The organism is Aurantibacter aestuarii, from assembly GCF_003008425.1.
GTDB classification, from domain to species: Bacteria; Bacteroidota; Bacteroidia; order Flavobacteriales; family Flavobacteriaceae; genus Aurantibacter; species Aurantibacter aestuarii.
Genome location: NZ_PXOQ01000007.1, coordinates 908,354 through 924,764, shown reverse-complemented (window position 1 = coordinate 924,764; position 16,411 = coordinate 908,354). Strand labels below are relative to the sequence as shown.

Annotated in this window: 15 protein-coding genes; 11 read left to right on the top strand and 4 right to left on the bottom strand. The window is 32.8% G+C overall.

Translation table 11 applies throughout. From position 1 onward, the window contains the following. The first annotated feature begins 37 nt into the window (after window positions 1-37). From C7H52_RS05280 to C7H52_RS05250, 6 genes are all read left to right on the top strand, one after another. Window positions 38-997: a tRNA dihydrouridine synthase gene (locus tag C7H52_RS05280; RefSeq protein ID WP_106462833.1), complete on the top strand. Its 960-nt coding sequence runs from the start codon at window positions 38-40 to the stop codon at window positions 995-997. A gap of 77 nt (window positions 998-1,074) precedes the next feature. Next, window positions 1,075-1,521 carry a hypothetical protein gene (locus C7H52_RS05275; RefSeq protein ID WP_106462832.1) on the top strand — a complete coding sequence of 149 codons (447 nt, stop codon included), beginning with the start codon at window positions 1,075-1,077 and terminating at the stop codon, window positions 1,519-1,521. Window positions 1,522-1,972: 451 nt separating this feature from the next. Continuing rightward, window positions 1,973-2,425 (top strand): hypothetical protein, encoded by a 453-nt coding sequence (locus C7H52_RS05265; RefSeq protein ID WP_106462830.1) that lies wholly within the window; start codon window positions 1,973-1,975, stop codon window positions 2,423-2,425. Window positions 2,426-2,569: 144 nt separating this feature from the next. Continuing rightward, the gene (locus C7H52_RS05260) at window positions 2,570-3,082 is read left to right on the top strand and encodes a hypothetical protein (RefSeq protein ID WP_106462829.1); all 513 of its coding nucleotides are present in this window, start codon (window positions 2,570-2,572) and stop codon (window positions 3,080-3,082) included. A 164-nt stretch (window positions 3,083-3,246) separates the two neighbouring features. Beyond that, entirely contained in the window at window positions 3,247-5,310 is a 2,064-nt protein-coding gene (locus C7H52_RS05255; RefSeq protein ID WP_106462828.1) for a M48 family metallopeptidase, read from the top strand. Window positions 5,311-5,332: 22 nt separating this feature from the next. Then, window positions 5,333-5,815, top strand: coding sequence for a hypothetical protein (locus tag C7H52_RS05250; protein WP_106462827.1), 483 nt, complete (start codon window positions 5,333-5,335; stop codon window positions 5,813-5,815). Between the two features lie 62 nt (window positions 5,816-5,877). On the opposite strand, the gene C7H52_RS05245 is transcribed toward C7H52_RS05250, so the two are convergent. The 4 genes from C7H52_RS05245 to C7H52_RS05230 all read right to left on the bottom strand — a co-directional run bounded on the left by C7H52_RS05245 (window position 5,878) and on the right by C7H52_RS05230 (window position 9,880). Then, window positions 5,878-7,146 (bottom strand): POTRA domain-containing protein, encoded by a 1,269-nt coding sequence (locus tag C7H52_RS05245; protein WP_106462826.1) that lies wholly within the window; start codon window positions 7,144-7,146, stop codon window positions 5,878-5,880. Next, window positions 7,133-8,134, bottom strand: coding sequence for a glycoside hydrolase family 113 (locus tag C7H52_RS05240; RefSeq protein WP_106462825.1), 1,002 nt, complete (start codon window positions 8,132-8,134; stop codon window positions 7,133-7,135). Before C7H52_RS05240 ends, C7H52_RS05245 begins: the two co-directional genes overlap by 14 nt. 77 nt (window positions 8,135-8,211) lie before the next feature. Further along, window positions 8,212-9,129, bottom strand: coding sequence for a hypothetical protein (locus C7H52_RS05235; RefSeq protein ID WP_106462824.1), 918 nt, complete (start codon window positions 9,127-9,129; stop codon window positions 8,212-8,214). A gap of 43 nt (window positions 9,130-9,172) precedes the next feature. Then, entirely contained in the window at window positions 9,173-9,880 is a 708-nt protein-coding gene (locus C7H52_RS05230; protein WP_106462823.1) for a DUF547 domain-containing protein, read from the bottom strand. Between the two features lie 152 nt (window positions 9,881-10,032). Here C7H52_RS05230 and C7H52_RS05225 point away from each other — a divergent pair, with 152 nt between their 5' ends. From C7H52_RS05225 to C7H52_RS05205, 5 genes are all read left to right on the top strand, one after another. Continuing rightward, the gene (locus C7H52_RS05225) at window positions 10,033-11,382 is read left to right on the top strand and encodes an NAD(P)/FAD-dependent oxidoreductase (protein WP_106462822.1); all 1,350 of its coding nucleotides are present in this window, start codon (window positions 10,033-10,035) and stop codon (window positions 11,380-11,382) included. Window positions 11,383-11,408: 26 nt separating this feature from the next. Further along, complete coding sequence (locus C7H52_RS05220; RefSeq protein ID WP_106462821.1) at window positions 11,409-12,989, top strand: 4Fe-4S binding protein; 1,581 nt, start codon at window positions 11,409-11,411, stop codon at window positions 12,987-12,989. A 6-nt stretch (window positions 12,990-12,995) separates the two neighbouring features. Then, a complete protein-coding gene (locus tag C7H52_RS13535; protein WP_245918544.1) occupies window positions 12,996-13,904 on the top strand; it encodes a toxin-antitoxin system YwqK family antitoxin in 909 nt (302 codons plus the stop codon). Continuing rightward, window positions 13,901-14,593 (top strand): glycosyltransferase family 2 protein, encoded by a 693-nt coding sequence (locus tag C7H52_RS05210; protein WP_106462820.1) that lies wholly within the window; start codon window positions 13,901-13,903, stop codon window positions 14,591-14,593. The genes C7H52_RS13535 and C7H52_RS05210 overlap by 4 nt, the downstream gene beginning before the upstream one ends. Before the next feature lie 83 nt (window positions 14,594-14,676). Then, on the top strand, window positions 14,677-16,110 hold the full coding sequence (locus tag C7H52_RS05205; protein ID WP_106463081.1) for a cellulose synthase family protein: 1,434 nt from the start codon (window positions 14,677-14,679) through the stop codon (window positions 16,108-16,110). Window positions 16,111-16,411 lie beyond the last annotated feature (301 nt).

Here is a 16,411-nt window from a genome sequence, read left to right as displayed (position 1 = left end):
TTAAAAATCGTCTATATTTACGGCTCTAAACATTACTATGTCCGTTACATTACTCTCATCGCCTTTACAAGGCTTTACAGACTTTAGATTTCGTAATGCGTTTCAACATTACTTTGGCGGCATAGACACTTTTTATGCACCATACATTAGGCTTAATGGGAAGTTAAAAATTAAACAATCCTATCAAAACGATTTACAACCCGAAAACAATACCACATTAAATGTGATTCCGCAGGTTATGACTAATGATCCTGACGAATTTTTATTTGTGGTAAAATACGTTCAAAGTTTAGGGTATAAAGAACTAAACTGGAATTTAGGTTGCCCTTATCCAATGGTTACAAAATCTGGCATGGGTTCTGGTTTAATTTGTAATCCAACTAGAATTAACGACGTACTGCACAAAGCCCATAACGAGTCTGATATTGTAGTTTCTATGAAAATGCGCATGGGTTACGAACATGCGGGAGAGATTTTAGACGCTTTCTCTGTTTTGGACCAATATCCGCTAAAAAATATTGCTATACACGCCAGAATTGGCAAACAGCTGTACAAAGGTCCAGTAGATTTAGATGCTTTTGAAAAATGCATTACCTCAACTAAGCATAAATTATATTATAACGGCGACATCACCAGCGTTTCTGTTTTTAAAGCCATAGAAACCCGTTTTCCTGACATAGACCATTTTATGATTGGACGTGGTTTAATAGCAGATCCTTTTTTACCAGCCATGATAAAAAACAATAGCACAAAATATCCTGAAAATCGCTGGTCTGTTTTCGCGGAATTTCACGATACCATTTACCAACAGTATGACGCTTACTTATCTGGTCCCACTCCTATAAAAATGAAAATGCTCGGCTTCTGGGAATTTTTCTCACAGAGCACTACTAATCCACAAAAAACATATAAAGCTATAAAGAAAGCAACAAATCCCGTTAAATACAGAAAAGCAGTAGACTCTATTATTTCTAATGAAATGAAACTTACCCCTTAGTCTCTAAGCTTTCCTAAAAAAAGTTAAAGCCCAACGCTGTTTTCTTATAATTATTTAATTTAGAAAAAAACAGAACCATGAAACTATCCATCCCAACTATTGCTTTACTTATACTTTTAACCGCTTGTAAAAACAACAAGCAAAATGAGGTAGAAAATCTCCCTAAAGAATCCATAGAAATTGTACCCGAGATTGATGCTGAAAGTCATACTGCCGAAAGTTATATTTTAACCTTACAAGGCACATGGAAACGTACCACATATCCTTACGGAACAATTGAAGTGAAAGACACGAAAATTAAAATTAGCCCAGGTGAAGGCGCTGTAAAACCAGCAGAATTTGAGCCTTTTAGTTTTTTTAAAATCTGTCCATTTACCAACAATACCTCTAAAGACTTACAACAAAACTATATAATTTTAGAAGATAAAAAAATTTGTAGCCCATTTGTAATAAAAGCAGATACGTTATTTATGATATACGCTAAAAATAAACCTGGAATTCCTTATACCAGAATAACAAAATAGTATCTTTATTTAAGCAAAAGGTTAAAAAGAATTAGCATTTGTACCAATATGTATTTGTTCTTTAAAAAATTTATCTTTACGGGATAACACTAACTCAAATTTTACGATATCCTAACTTATTTACGGGATATAAGTAATAAAATTAATTATATAACGAGTTGTAACCAATTTGAGAAAACCGAGTGAATCAACTTTTCAACATTTTAATTAAACAATTTATTACTGGTTGCATTGGAGCCTCACTTTTAATGATTTACTATAAACTCAAAGGCAAGAGAATAACATATGACCAAATTCTAAATGAGATTGACCCTAAAAGCGGAATTAAAAAATACTATTATAAAGCCTTTTATTTAGGCGTTGGATTTTTAATCATAACAGTTATAGTAATTTCAACAATTACTGGACTGAATCCTAAACTTTATAACCCTAACAAGTAGTCATAATCAATTTGAGAAAAACCGAATTCACATATAATCCGAAAGTAATCTTTGAAACAGACTTTAATTCAAAATTGGTAGAATTTAACGGAATCGGAATTGGACAAGCCTTGACTGAATTACCAAGTGAACTGATTTCCGAATTCTACGATAAAGATTATAAGAACGATAAAACTAATATTAAAAACGGTTGGATTTTGACCAACAACGGCATTATGTACGTGCTGAAAAAAGGAATCGTGAAAATGATTCGGATTAAAGAAAATGGAATTAAAAATTTGAACGGATTTGACAAAAACGATATTGAAAAGCTCATCGGAAAACCGAATAGAATAAATAATGATTCTATAACTTGGGTTTGGGACAATGTTGTTTATGCAAAAGTTCATCATTACAAAAAAAGAAAAATCAAAGTCCATTTCTCAACTGAAAACGGAAAAATTTGTGAATTGGAAATTGAATAAAAAAACTGGTTACAACAACGTGTATAGCTCATTGCGGCTGAATTCCTAATCGGAATTCATTGCAATTTACTATCTTTAGTTCACGGCGGAAAATTCTACCGAATTTCCCGCAACGAGCCATACACAAATCCGTTGTAAAACATTATGAAAAAAATCCTGCTAACCTTAATATTAGCCAATTTGATATGGAGCTGTTCAGAGTTTGAAACTCAAACTGATGTGAACAATAAATTCACAATTGACATTCCAAAAGATTGGGCTTTACAAAATACGGGACAGGAAATTATCTCAATAATGCGCTTTACCGATACAACTGTAAATTACAAAGAAAGACTGTTATTTGACATTTCGTGGGAATCTGACAAAACTGAATTTACACCCGAATTTAAAGTTTTAATGGATTCGATTGCGATTGCAAAAGTTGGAACACCAAAGCACCAATCTTTTCGGAAAGTAAACGGATTTGATGGGTATTATTTTGATGTTGTTGGAAAAGATAGTTTGGGTAATTTTGATTTTGTAGTTGACAACAGATATTTAAATCAAAAAGATAAAGACGGAACTATTTTCTTATCGATTACAAGATGGAAAGAGAAATTAAACGAAACTGACTCGTTGTTAGTAGGAAAAATATTCGGAACATTAACGCGGAAATAACGTTTTACAACAATGTATAACCGCAATTACGGCGGATTCGCCAACTTACGAAAATCCTCGCGGATTTTCTATTCGGTTTTTATTTGCTAAATTACGTGCTTAACCACGCAACAAACCATATACAAACACGTTGTGTGTGATTTAAGAAGAACTGTATAATACAAATGAAAGAAATTAAAATATCTACTGAATTTAAAACTCAAACGACCAAAGCAGTTTTATCAATAATATTATTTGTTATAACCTATTTACTTATGTTAGTCCTGGCTATTGGATTAACCGTACTCTGTGTCTATGGAGGGATTATGTTAATAGTTTCATTTCCTAGATTCATCACTTTAGCCTTAGGCGTAGGATTAGCTAGTTTAGGTGTTCTAGTATTGTTTTTTCTATTAAAATTTATATTCAAGTCGCATAAGGTTGACCGATCACATCTTACTGAAATTAAGAAATCAGACGAATCAAAACTTTTTGAAATGATTGATGATATTGTAAAAGAAGTTGGAACAAACTTTCCCAAAAAAGTATATCTTTCATCTGATGTAAATGCTTCTGTGTTTTATGACTCAAGCTTTTGGAGTATGTTTTTCCCTATCAAAAAGAATTTACAAATTGGTTTAGGTCTTGTCAATACTGTTACACAATCAGAATTAAAAGCAATTTTAAGCCACGAATTTGGACATTTCTCTCAAAAGACAATGAAAGTTGGAAGTTATGTTTACAATGTGAATCAAGTAATTTTCAACCTATTATTCGACAATGAATCTTACGACAATCTTATGCATAAATGGGCAAATGCAAGTGGATACTTTTCAATTTTTGTTATTATTGCTATAAAAATTATTGACGGTATTAAATGGGTACTTAAACAAATTTATAGTGTAGTAAATAAAAGTTATATGGCATTGTCTAGAGAAATGGAATTTCACGCAGACGAAATAGCAGCAAATGTCACGGGCTACGAACCGTTAAAAAATTCTTTACTCAGATTATCTTTAGCAGATCATTCTTATAATAATGTATTATCTTTTTATGACAGAAAAATTACTGATAATCAAAAATCTGAAAATATTTTTAAAGACCACTTATTCGTTACAAATTTTCTTGCAAAAGAAAGTGAAATTGAAATACAAAATAATTTGCCCCAAATTTCAGTAAATGATTTAGATAAGTTCAATAAATCAAAACTGATTGTAAAAGATCAATGGGCATCGCATCCAAGCACAGAAGATAGAATAGTAATGTTAGAGAAAACAGGCCTATCTAATACAAATCTCAATAATGAGCCTGCAAATTTATTATTTGCTAACATTGAGAAAACCCAAATAAAAATTACGCAAAATATTTTTAAAGAAGTAGTGTATTCTGCTGAATGTTCGATTTTACCTTTTGATATTTTTGAATCAAACTTTAAAGAAGAATTTTTCAACAACTCTTTTTCAAAGGTGTACAATGGTTATTACGACAATAAAAACCCATTGTTCTTTGATATTCCAAGTATTGAACTTGCCACGAAGAATATCCAACTTGAAGATTTGTTTTCAGAAAGTAAAATAGAAGAGGTATATACCGCCATATCATTGCAAAGTGATATTGAATCTATCAAACAAATTAACGACAAAACAGTTGACATAAAAACCTTTGATTATGATGGGTTTAAATACTATAAGAAAGGTTGCATAGGTTTAATCTCCAAACTAGAAAAAGAGCTTGAATTATTAAATGAGAAAATTAAATCAAATGATATTGAAATTTTTAGATTTTTTAAAAGTCTAGAGCAAAAAACTGATTTGACTCCTTCTTTAGAAAAATTATACAACGATTTTTTTAGCTACGACAAAGATTTTGAAACTAAATATGATGTTTATATTCAACTATCAAATGAGTTACAATTCATTAATTTCACAACGCCTATTGAACAAATTAGAGCTAATTTTATTAAAGTCGAAACACTTGAAGAAAGGCTGAAAAATGGAATTACCGAAATGTTAGAAAATCAAGATTATCAGGCTGAAATAACTAAAGAAATAAAAGAAAATTTTGAATTATACCTAACTAAGAAATGGCAGTATTTTGGGAATGAAAAATACTTCGACAATAATTTAGAAATGCTTTTTTCGGCAATGAATAATTATGCCTTTCTCCTATCCAGAGGATATTTTTTGATAAAGCAGAAATTATTAAATTACCAAAATGAATTAATAAAAACTACACACAACAATGTATAAAAACAGAAATTAGAATAAAAATTTGAAGAATAAAGAAACTTTTTGGCTAATTGGAACAATCCTCTTTGTGATTGTTTTTTTCTTTAGATCATCAGGATTTAAGAGTTTTGATTTAACTGGAAGTGTTGATATAAATTTTCATGAAACATATTACGTTGTTCCTTCAATTCATGTTTTTATCTTAACAGCTACTCTGATTTTTTTTATGGTTTACCTAATCCGAATGGTACGACGGAATTTTAAAAACCTGACGGCAAATCTGATTTTTATGATTTCAAACATAACTTTGATTTTAATTTTCACATTTCTCATTATCCTTGCAAATGGAATGAGAGAAATCCCTGGAACGACAAAATATCCTCCTTTGAGTGGAGGAATTATTGAAAACGCAGGAAACAGATGGAATGATGTTTATTATGTTTTATTTGGAATACAATTGATTTTAATAATTCTACTAACATTAAGCGGAATAAAAACAGGACTGAATTATAAACGAGCAGAATAAAAACACTATTCACAACACCGGAACATAACAAATAAAAAAATATAAATTAGTTTTAAATACGTCTAAAAATACTGCCCAATTCCAAACACAAAACCACTAGCATCATTTTTAGTAATACCAAAACCATAATCTATTCTAAAAATAGCATTGAAAATAGATTTATGTATGAAACGTAACCCAAGACCTGGATTAATTCTAATATTATCGGCATCGCCAAAATCGCCAAACTCACCACCAGGATTACGCCAGCTTCCAGCGTCTATAAATGTGTTGCTTTGCATAACAAACCAGTCTTTTTCTAAAAGCGTATATCGGTATTCGGTATTTAAAACTATGGCACCCGTGCCTCTATCTATTGTGTTTCCTACACCTCTAATATTTAAATTATTATCTACCGCAAATGGCGAAAACGGTGAGTCTGCATTAGAAGACAACCCCACACGTAACCGGTTTGCCCAATTACCTCTAACTCCAAGTTTTTTAAAATATAAAAAATCGTTCCAGCCAATAAAAAACTCTGGCAATTGAGAATTTCCATTTACGCCAACATATTGCCCATTAAAAATACTTTTAAATCCTGTTACGCATTGGTAATTGTAATCTAAATTATTGTATTCGTAAATAAATTTAAGAGCATGTTTATCTATATCCAACTGCTGCGGTATAGCGGTATTTGTAGCACCCGTGATATAACTATAATTCTCATTAAATAAAGAACCTCCAAAAGCAATACTATGCTTAAAATTAAACTCGTATAGTCCTAAAACCTCTAATGATTTATTTTGATACCTATAGTCTGCAGTAGTTTCATCAAAAAATACAGGCTCTCGTGTATTTAAATCCTGAACATTAATTGCTATTCCTGCTTTTCTAGAAAATAAATAGGGTGCTCTAAAATTTAGTCCATAACTACTAAAGTTATCTTTTTGGTAGTAACCACCTAAGGTGATATTTCGACCTAAAAAATTAAATTCGTAAAGTCCTAATCGGTAAGCAAATTCATCATTATTAGAGGTGTAAACGTTTACAGATGGTATAATAGTAAAGTTTTCTTCTATATTATAAAATACATTATAGGCATTATTTTGTGAATAAAACACTTGATAATAAGCGTGAGACACAGATGGTAAGCGTTTTAAACGCTTGATATCCTCTTCAATTAAAGCAGAGTCTAATACGGCTCCTGGTTTGACTTTTGCAATTTTTAGAATAAAACCCGTTTTTAGTTTTTTATTGCCTTGAATTTTCACATCTGCAATCATTGATTCTTGAGCTTGAACCATAGAATAACAAAACAAACCTAAGATCAGTATTATTCTACCTATGTGCATGATAATAGGTTTTTAAAACCGTTTCTGCGGGTTTATTTTGAGGAGTAAACCTATTGTCGTCTAATCCTCCAGACGTTTCATATTCATGAAACCATTTCCATACAAATCCGCCAGCAAACCAGGATTCATTCCAAAACGCTTCAAATAAAGCTTTAGTTAAATTAGCTTGAGCCTCCATATTAATGGCTTTTTCTACTCGGCTAACTTCCCAAGGTTTTTTTGCGGCGTAATCTATACTTCTATACCCATATTCTGTAAATAATATTGGTTTTCCAAAAGTTTCAGAATGGGATTTAATCATGGTTTTATGACTTTCCCATGCTTTTACAGAAGCTTCAACACTAGGTGTCTTTTCTTCGGTTAGAGGAAAATACGCGTCAATACCAATATAGTCTAAATCGCTCCAAAAAGGTGTGCGTTTAAACTCGTCCCAGTTTGCAGCATAAGTAAGTTTTCCATTATATACTTTTTTTATTTCTATAATAAGTTGTTTCCAATACTCTGGTCTGTGCTTTACAAAAAGCTCCAGCTCTGTACCAATACAAAAAAGTTCTGCATTAAGATCTTGTGAAACTCTTGCAAACTCTAAAATAAATTTAGAATAAGTGTTTTCTAGCTCCTGCCAGTCGGCTTCATTTGTCATTTTAATAGTTCCAGTGAACTCGCCATTCCAAACCCAAATTTGTGGCTTCACCATGATTTTAATGTCTTGAGCTCTTAAATGTTTGGCATATTGTTTTAAACCAGCTTCGGTTTCTCCAAACCATTGTCGGTTAGGATTATAGTAAATGGTGGAAGAGTCTATGGCTTTTAACAATGCAAAAGGCATTAAGGACGCGTAATTAGCGTGTATGTTTTTAACAGGTAAGACATGTTTTTGAGTAATAGAATCTCGCGACGCCACAAAACTAACCCCATTAATTTTTTCTACCTGACTGTTACAGGATTGCATTAAAATAACAGTAACAAGAATTAAAACATATTTCATAAAAAGCTATTAAGCACTAAAGATATTCAATCCCTTCAAGATTAAATATCTTTAAAAAGGAAATTAGTTTCTACGTATTAAAATAAAGCTCTCAATCCTAAACTAAATGTATGTCCTAAACCTTGAAAATTTACACCTCTTACAATTTTACCGTACGAAGTTTCTAGGTTTAATACTTCTGTAATCTGGTACTTACCACCAAAACCTAATTGCGTGTAATTTTGTTCAAAATTATTACCTAAGTCTATTAAAAACGCCTGTTGTGCATTTACAAAAACAGTGGATTTACTCGATGGAAAATAACTTAAAAAGGCACTTAAGGGTAAGAATAGACTGTTATTAGCAAAACGCTCACCAATATTTACATTATCGTTATTTGCAAGTGCATCTTCGGCAGACTGTCCAAAATTAAACCCGAAATCGGCTTCTGTAAAAATTTGCCATTTATCTTGTGCAAAAGTGTTGTCATAAAAGAATTTAGTTTCCCAGAACACACTTTGTTTATCTAAGTAACTGGCATTTGGCTCATCTTTAAAAACAGGTAGATATACAGAACTTGTTAAAGAGAAGTTAGACACCTTTGCAAAAGGTTGTATTCTAATTGATGGAGCAATAGTGGTTAATCCGCTTCGGGAGTCTTGTAAATCATTTTCAAAAGCAAAAACACTAAACGCGTCTTGTCCATTGTAGGTGTTTGCTCTGGCTTGTAAAATAACCCCTACATTAATTCTAGAATTAGTACTAACACCAGTATAAATCTCTGTGGTATTAGTAAAAAAGTTTTGGCGAGCAATAGTGTTTGCCTCACTGCGCTCACCCGTTTGTCGGGTTTGCGTGTACAAACTATTAAAAAACTTAATATCCCACTGTCCTTTTCTTAAAAGTTTAGAAGGTGTAAATTCTTGTATGTTACTTTTTGCAACCCCTGTAGAGTCTTGTTGTGCAATTGCAGTAAAGCTTAAAGCAAACGCTAGTGTTGTGATTAGATATTTCATTTTGGTTTTTGTTTTAGGTGTCTTGTTAGATTAACTAATAGATTTACAAAGCGTTAATGTTCCAGTTGTAAGGAAAATAACTAAGTTTTAGTTGTTTGGATATTTTAGTATTACGATAGGCGTTAATAAAATCTATTTCCGTTTGTCCATTTTGAGTGAAATCACTTTTATACCACTTCATAATTTCGGAAACTTCTACTTTGTTTTTAGATACTTTTATAAAATTTCCATTTATAGCTTTCTGAGTCTGTTGGGTTAGTTGAGCATCTAAGGTTTCTGGAATATAAGCTTCACTAATTAATGGCGGACAACCTAAAGCCCCGCATACTAAAACAAAATGAAAACGGGCATCATTAAATTTTGCGCGCAACAAGTCGTTTTCTATGCCATTTAAGCTTACCTCTTGTCCGGCTAATTTGTAGGTGGTTTTATCAAAAAACCCTTTATCATCTAAAGGAGATTTTGTAGGATAATTTTTTACCAAACCTTTAATGACGGCTAAATTATAGGCATTTATCCAAAACGCTTTGTAATTTTCAGGTTCTGAAATCGATACGCTTAATCTTGCCGCTTGGTCTAAAAGTGTATTTAACGCAGAAGGATCTTTTGAAATGGCTTTGTAATCTACGCGCCCATTTTTTACGTAAGTACTTAAAAAAGTATTAGTAGAATTAAAAAAAGCATCTAATTGTTGTGCTGAAACCGAAAAGCTTGCACATAAAAATACAACTGATAAAAAAAATGTTTTCATAGGGATAGAATTCTTGTTTTATTGCAACTTCTGTCCAATAAAATTTATGAACCTTTCAAAACCAAGATTAATTTAGAATTAATTTAAATAAGATGTCACTGTTAAGTTTCTATCTTTAATGTCGACAACCTAAAGAGTAACAACCAAACCCTATGGAACGTATTGTAATAATTGGAAATGGCATATCTGGTGTAACCGCCGCCAGACACATTAGAAAAAACTCCGATAAAAAAATAACCATTATCTCTGCGGAGACCGACTATTTCTTTTCACGTACTGCACTTATGTATGTGTATATGGGACATATGAAGTTTGAACACACACAACCTTACGAGAATTGGTTTTGGAAAAAAAATCGTATTGAGCTTAAAAAAGCATTTGTAACGCATATAGATACCGAAACTAAAACCCTTCATTTTAAAACTAACGAGACGCTAGTTTACGATAAACTAGTAATAGCAACAGGTAGTAAGCCTAATAAGTTTGGTTGGCCTGGACAGGATTTAGACGGTGTTTTAGGGATGTACCACAAGCAGGATTTAGAACAACTAGAAATCTTAGCACCTAATAACAAGGTGTGTAAAAGAGCTGTAATTGTTGGTGGAGGTTTAATTGGTATTGAATTGGCTGAAATGTTACGCACCCGTGATATTCCAGTCACTTTTTTAGTACGTGAAACCAGTTTTTGGAATGGGGTTTTACCTAAAGGCGAAAGTAGTATGATTAACGAACATATTTTATCTCATCATATCGATTTACGCTTAAACACCAATTTAAAGGAAATTATTTCAGATGAAAATGGCAGAGTAAAATCTATTATAATTGAAGAAACTGGCGAAGAAATTCCTTGCGATGTTGTAGGTTTAACCGCCGGTGTAACTCCAAATATCGATTTTTTAAAATCTAGCTCTATTGAAACCGATAAAGGTGTTTTAGTCAATCGTTTTTTAGAAACTAATATTAAAGACGTATATGCTATTGGCGATTGTGCACAACAGCACGAAGCCATAGGAAACCGTCGACCTGTAGAAGCGGTTTGGTATACAGGACGTATGATGGGCGAAGTTTTAGCCCAAACCATTTGTGGTAACAAAATGCCTTACAATCCTGGACACTGGTTTAATTCGGCTAAGTTTTTAGATATCGAATATCAAACTTACGGCTGGGTTTTTAGTGAACGAGATAAATCTGAAAACGAGCAACATTTCCATTGGCGCCATCCATCAGAAAACATCTGCTTAACCATTGCTTTTCAAAAAGACACAAAACTATTTTTAGGAATAAACACTTTCGGTATTCGTTTGCGTCATGAGATTTTTGATCGCTGGTTAACCAAAAAACAGGATATGACTCATGTAATGACTTATCTTAAGGATGCCAATTTTGATCCCGAGTTTTATAAAACCTTCGAGTCCGATATTGTGAATGCATACAATATTGAATTTGGAACGCAAATCCATCCGAAGAAAAAAAGCTGGAAACGCATATTCTCTAAAGCTTAAAAACTATCAACCAAAAAACACGCTACATGAAAGCTATCAAATATATAGGACTTGTTATTTTCTTAATTGGTCTTTCCATTTTCACTGCACTACCTTTATTAGGTACTTTTAAATTAGAAAGTGACACTTTAAATACTATTGTAAAAGAGAAAAAAATTAAAAGCGAGGTATTTATAGAAGATTTAAATTCTAATCTGGTAGGCAAAACATATAATGGCATGCAAGAGGTATCGCCTGCTGTGACTAAAGCTTTAAATAATGCGAATGCGTCCCATGAAAAAAACAAAGAATGGGATAAGAAAATTTATACCAGCCCAAGTGATATGGCAGCCCTAATAGGGAAAAAGTCGGCAACAGGTTTTATAGTAAACCATAAAGGCCTTATGTGGTTTTTAACTTTCGGTCTAGGTATTATAGGAGCCTTAATGTTTATACTTCCAAATATTATACTATTGGGTCAAAAAGGCATAAAAAATGATGGAATTTACCATAAAAGTGCTACTAATAGAGGTTGGATTGCTTGGATTGTTTTTGTATATCTAATTGGGTTTTATTTACTACTATATTTTGCATCGGAATATGCTACCAACTGGACCTTTTTATTGGATCCCTTAAGTAATGCGTTAAGTGGTAATCCTGCGGGACACTGGTTTGTTTATGGCTTTATGTATTGTACCGTTATGACGGTCATGGCAGTAAGAATGTATATTAAATACCGTCACAATATTTATCAAATGTTTAGAACAACTTCTGTGTTGTTTTTTCAAATTGTGTTTGCTTTTTTAATTCCTGAAATTATGGTACGTCTGCAAATGCCGTACTACGACTTTAAAAATGCTTTTCCTTTGGACTACGATTTTTTCTTTCAGTGGAACTTAAAAGATTTAATTAATAGCGGCGGTATTGGCTTGTTTATATTATTCTGGGGAACGATGTTAACCCTTATTGTGGTGCCGGTAATGGTGTATTTCTTTGGTAAACGTTGGTATTGCTCTTGGGTTTGTGGCTGTGGTGGTTTAGCCGAAACTTTAGGCGATCCTTATCGCCAACATAGTGATAAATCTTTATTTGCTTGGCGTGTAGAAAGATATTTGGTACATGGCGTTTTAGTTTTTGTATTGGTTATGACCGGGATGACTTTATATAGTTTCTTTACGGAATCTGGTACTGTTTTAGGCTTAAAGGTATCCACTGTTCAAAATATATATAGTGTTATAATAGGATCCATTTTTGCGGGCGTTATTGGTACAGGCTTCTACCCTATTTTTGGTAACCGTGTTTGGTGTCGTTTTGGTTGCCCATTGGCTGCTTATTTAGGTGTTGTACAACGTTTTAAATCCCGTTTTAGAATTACTACAAATGGTGGACAATGTATTTCCTGTGGAAATTGCTCTACCTATTGCGAACAAGGCATAGATGTACGTGCCTATGCACAAAAAGGCGAAAATATTATTCGCGCCAGTTGCGTAGGTTGTGGGGTTTGTAGTGCGGTATGCCCACGTGGTGTTTTAAAATTAGAAAATGGTCCGGAAGATGGACGTATAAATCCTACCGAAATATTACTAGGTAATGACGTGAATTTAATGGATTTATTAAACAAAAAATAATCTAAAGTGAAACACGTCCTTTGTTTAATATTCTGCTGCTCAGTATTTTTGGGTTATGCTCAAAAAACCTATGAAATTAATCGCTATGAAGATTTAGCTATTAAATCTCATGGCTGGGTTTTGGATGGTCAAAAAACCGATCATTGGACATTTTATGCAAAAGATAGTATTGTTAAGGAAAAAGGTGTTTTTAAAAGCAATTTAAAGCATGGACCGTGGACAGGCTTTCATCCAAATGGCAAAATTTCGTATCGTGGCAATTACCATTCAAATTTAAAAAATGGATTCTGGTATACCTATAATAACCAGGATATTGTAGTTGAAAAAGGACATTATAAGCAAAATAAAAAATCGGGTTATTGGTATTTTTATCATCCAGATGGTACTGTTAAAGAAAGTGGCTGGTTTAAAAACAATAAAAAACATGGCTATTTTAAAACGCACAATACCAACCAAAATTTAATTTCCGAAGGAACATATTTTAATGGACTAGAGCAAGGCTATTGGAAGTACTATCAGCATAACGGTCGTATCTCTCAAGAAGGCAACTTCCAAAACGGTAAAAAGGAAGGACTTTGGAATTATTATCATGCTAATGGTAAAAAGCTTAAATTTGGCGCTTATAAAAACCATAATCCAACAGGTTATTGGCATTATTACAATACTAATGGAACCAAACAAATGGAAGGTTCTTATGTAAATGGCAAAAAATCTAATTGGTGGTTGTTTTATGATTCTAACGAAAAAGTGAATCATAGATGCCAATTAAAAAACAACCAGAAAAATGGCTTTTGTTTAATGTATACCAACGAAAAGTTAACCTCAGCCGTTAAATTTTCAAATGGAAAAAAAATTAAAGAATGGACCGATTTAGCGTCCTTTAAAAAAGAGAATAACCTTAACGACCTCAAATGACCCATATAACAGTTATCATCCCTGCTTTTAACGAACAGGATTCTATAGCCAAAGTCATTTCTGAAATTCCTTCTATAGTTTCTGAGGTTATTGTGGTCAACAACAATTCTTCAGATCTTACTGCTAAAAATGCCGAACAAGCTGGGGCGACTGTATTACATCAACCCGAAAGAGGCTATGGAAATGCCTGCTTAAAAGGCTTGGATTATGTTTCCAAACAAACTAGCAAACCAGACATTATAGTTTTTCTGGATGGTGATTATAGCGATTACCCAGAGGAATTAATTAAAGTTGTGAATCCTATTATTGACCAGGATATAGATTTTGTGGTGGGCGCAAGAGTTAAAGCACTTAGAGAACCAGGAGCTATGACACCTCAACAAGTTTTTGGAAACTGGCTTGCCACGTTTTTAATGAAATTGTTTTTTAAATCTAGATTTACAGATTTAGGTCCTTTTCGTGCCATAAAGTATCAGAAATTGCTTCAATTAAATATGCAGGACCAAACCTATGGTTGGACTGTAGAGATGCAGTTAAAGGCTTTAAAACAGAAACTTAGCTACACAGAAGTTAAATTACGTTATAAAAACAGAATTGGAGTCTCAAAAGTTTCAGGTACGGTAAAAGGTACTATATTTGCAGGAATAAAAATCCTGGGATGGATTTTCAAATACAGTTTTAAAAAGTGATTTTAGCAGACCCTAACAACGTTATTTATAATTACGCTTTTGTAATTATTATCATTTATTCTATTGCATTAATATTAATCTTTATGTATGCTTTAGCGCAGTTAAACCTTTTGTTTAATTACCTATCCGCGCAACGTAAAGTAGATAACGATCCTAAATTTGATTTGAATAATCCAGATGAAGTGCCTTTTGTTACTATCCAGTTACCTGTATTTAACGAAGCTTATGTTATGGAGCGTTTATTGGATAATATTAAGCTTATCGATTACCCGAAAGACAAATACGAAATTCAGGTTTTAGACGACTCTACAGACGATACGGTAATCGCTACTGCAAAACATGTAGAGCAGTTAGCACAAGAAGGTATAGATATTAAACATATTACCAGAACCAACCGTCAAGGTTACAAAGCTGGAGCTTTAAAAGAAGGTCTAGAGGTTGCAAAAGGGGAATATATTGCCATTTTTGATGCCGATTTTCTACCAAAAGCAGACTGGTTAAAACTTACTATTCCTTATTTTAAAGACAACAAAGTTGGTGTGGTACAAACCCGTTGGTCTCATATTAACAGAGATTATTCTGTATTAACTAAAATACAGGCATTTGCATTAGATGCACACTTTAGTTTAGAACAAGTGGGACGAAATTCTAAAGGTCACTTTATCAATTTTAATGGTACCGCTGGTATTTGGCGAAAAACCTGTATTATTGATGCTGGTAACTGGGAAGGCGATACTTTAACCGAGGATTTAGATTTAAGTTACCGTGCCCAACTTAAAAACTGGAAGTTTAAATATCTGGAAGATGTTACTACTCCTGCCGAACTACCTGTAGTCATAAGTGCTGCACGTTCTCAACAATTTCGTTGGAATAAAGGTGGCGCAGAAAACTTCAGAAAAATGGCTACCCGCGTTTTAAAAAGTGATAACATCTCTGCAAAAACTAAAGTGCATAGTTTATTACACCTTTTAAACAGTACAATGTTTTTAAATGTCTTAATTGTTGGTTTATTAAGTATCCCGATGCTTTACATTAAAAACGAATACGCACATTTAAAAGACTACTTTTTAATTATGAGTTCTTTTGTGGCAAGTACAGTTATTTTCTTTGTGTGTTACTGGGTTATGTACAAAAAAACACATGGCAGTACGTTTAAAGATTTTATACAATATGTTGTAATGTTTTTCACTTTTTTCTCTATTGCTATGGGCTTTTCATTGCATAATTCTATAGCTGTTTTAGAAGGTCATGGTGGAAAACGAAGTGAATTTGTAAGAACACCAAAATTCAACATCAATAAATTAACCGACAAGTGGCAAGGCAATAAATACCTTAGACAAAATATCTCTAAAAATGTCATTGTAGAAGGTTTGTTTATGCTATACTTTGCTTTTGGTATGTATAGTGCATTTGTAGTTGGAGATCAAGGTGGCGATTTTGGACTTTTCCCTTTTCACCTAATGTTAACTATCGGTTTCGGATTTGTATTTTTTAAATCTTTAACCTCTAAAGCCTAAGCTTACTAATTTATATCAAAATATAAAAAGCATCTCCAAGCAAAACAATGCATTGGAGATGTTTTTGTTTAAGGCGTCCCCTTTCAGGTCGTGCTGTCACTACTCGCTTTTTACAAAACCTGTTCTCGATACAACTTTGCTATCGCTCAGTCATTCGAACTGACGGTTTTGTAAAAGAGCTCAAACAAACCGTTCCATCACTAACGCAAATACAGGACTTCCATTAAACTAAGAAAAAAATAGAACACTTGTAATTCAGTATAGATTTACCGACTATATAAATTCAATGTCTTAAATTGCC

Bases quoted from the DNA above. Each gene is read 5' to 3' on its own strand.
- C7H52_RS05205 (WP_106463081.1), top strand. From the start codon at position 14,677: ATGTATGCTTTAGCGCAGTTAAACCTTTTGTTTAATTACCTATCCGCG.
- C7H52_RS05275 (WP_106462832.1), top strand. From the start codon at position 1,075: ATGAAACTATCCATCCCAACTATTGCTTTACTTATACTTTTAACCGCT.
- C7H52_RS05245 (WP_106462826.1), bottom strand. From the start codon at position 7,146: ATGCACATAGGTAGAATAATACTGATCTTAGGTTTGTTTTGTTATTCT.
- C7H52_RS05240 (WP_106462825.1), bottom strand. From the start codon at position 8,134: ATGAAATATGTTTTAATTCTTGTTACTGTTATTTTAATGCAATCCTGT.
- C7H52_RS05235 (WP_106462824.1), bottom strand. From the start codon at position 9,129: ATGAAATATCTAATCACAACACTAGCGTTTGCTTTAAGCTTTACTGCA.
- C7H52_RS05255 (WP_106462828.1), top strand. From the start codon at position 3,247: ATGAAAGAAATTAAAATATCTACTGAATTTAAAACTCAAACGACCAAA.
- C7H52_RS05225 (WP_106462822.1), top strand. From the start codon at position 10,033: ATGGAACGTATTGTAATAATTGGAAATGGCATATCTGGTGTAACCGCC.
- C7H52_RS05260 (WP_106462829.1), top strand. From the start codon at position 2,570: ATGAAAAAAATCCTGCTAACCTTAATATTAGCCAATTTGATATGGAGC.
- C7H52_RS05220 (WP_106462821.1), top strand. From the start codon at position 11,409: ATGAAAGCTATCAAATATATAGGACTTGTTATTTTCTTAATTGGTCTT.
- C7H52_RS05210 (WP_106462820.1), top strand. From the start codon at position 13,901: ATGACCCATATAACAGTTATCATCCCTGCTTTTAACGAACAGGATTCT.
- C7H52_RS05230 (WP_106462823.1), bottom strand. From the start codon at position 9,880: ATGAAAACATTTTTTTTATCAGTTGTATTTTTATGTGCAAGCTTTTCG.
- C7H52_RS05280 (WP_106462833.1), top strand. From the start codon at position 38: ATGTCCGTTACATTACTCTCATCGCCTTTACAAGGCTTTACAGACTTT.